Source organism: Streptomyces sp. NPDC127092 (genome assembly GCF_042722475.1).
Lineage (GTDB): Bacteria > Actinomycetota > Actinomycetes > Streptomycetales > Streptomycetaceae > Streptomyces.
In genome coordinates, this window is record NZ_JBHXFE010000270.1 from 1 (window position 1) to 1,306 (window position 1,306).

Consider the following 1,306-nt stretch of genomic DNA (forward strand, 5'->3'; position numbering starts at 1 on the left):
GTCCAGACCGCCGTCGGGGGCGGCGGTGACGTCCAGCCCGACGGCGACGGGCGCCTCCAGCACCACGTCCGTCAGCAGCCCCAGCGGCACGAGCTCCACCCCGACCTCGCGGGCCTCCGCGAGCAGCTGCCAGATCCGCGGGGAGTCGAAGACGTGCAGACCGAACCAGGCGTCGCCCGGGTAGGAGTCCTCGGCCTGGACCTGACGCCAGATCAGGCGCATCGCCCGCTCCTGGGCGGGGGCGAACTCGGCGCGCGGGAACTGGAACGCCTTCCACGTCAGCCCGCCCTTGATCCACGTCCCCTTGGCCCCGCGCTTGAGCGGGCGCACGGTCACGTACAGCGGGCGGCCCTCGCGCACCTGCTCCTCCCCGGCGGTCGCCGGGCCCCACTGCTGGAACGCGTTGCGGGAGGACTCGGCCACGAGCTCCACGCCGATCGCCAGCGCGGGCGGCGTGCCCACCCGGCGCGGGCCGTGGAGTCCGGCCAGCGGCTCCATGACCCGTCGCCAGTCCAGGCCGGCAGGGGGTGGGGGTGCCGCCCCGTCCGCGGCCGGGGCGTCGAGGCCGGCCGGGCCGCCGCCGTCGTGGCCCCGGCCGGCGGGCGCGGGCAGCGCGTCCGCCGTGGTGACCATCTCGGCGAGCTTGCGGCGGGCGTCGTCGAGGGCCTGGTCGGCGTCGAGGCGGACCACCTGGTAGAGCGCGGCGGCCACGTGCTTGCAGTCCGTCCCGACCGGGCACGTGCAGCGCCCGCCCACCGGCTCCATGAGGGCGCCGGCGCCGTCCTCGGCGGCGTCGTCGTAGGCCTCCTGCAGCTGCACCTGCACCCGGTAGGGGCTGGGCCCGCTGTCGTCGCCGATCGCCATCGCCTGCGGGGCCGCGGCGTCATAGCGCAGGCGCCCCACGGCACCCGACGCGGCCACGGCGAAGCCGCGGTCCGCACTGGTGGGCCCGACGACGGCGCGGATGGCCTCGGTGCGCAGGTGCGGCAGGACGTCTCCGGAATCTGCAGTGGCCATAGCGAGCAGTCTTTCACGGACCGTGCCGGGCCCGCTCCGACCGACACCGGCCCGGCGGCGTGCCGACCACCCCGTTCCCGGGCCCGCACACCTGAGACCTTCAGCCCGACCCGCCCCGGACCCTAGAGTGCGCCCATGGCACCCACACAGCCCTCCCCCGTCCCCGCCGGTGCCACGCCGGCGTCCCACACCTCCCCCCTCGGCCTGTCCCTGCCGGACGGCCGGGGCCGTCGCGTCCTCGTCACCGGTGCCACCGGGTACGTGGGCGGGCGCCTCATCCCCGAGCTGC

General features: G+C 76.9%; 1 protein-coding gene. It reads right to left on the bottom strand.

The window, feature by feature from the left end:
• Positions 1–1,017: SWIM zinc finger family protein (locus tag ACFWJO_RS39585; protein WP_386873123.1), on the bottom strand; the 1,017-nt coding region annotated here is incomplete at its 3' end.
• Between the last annotated feature and the right edge of the window lie 289 nt (positions 1,018–1,306).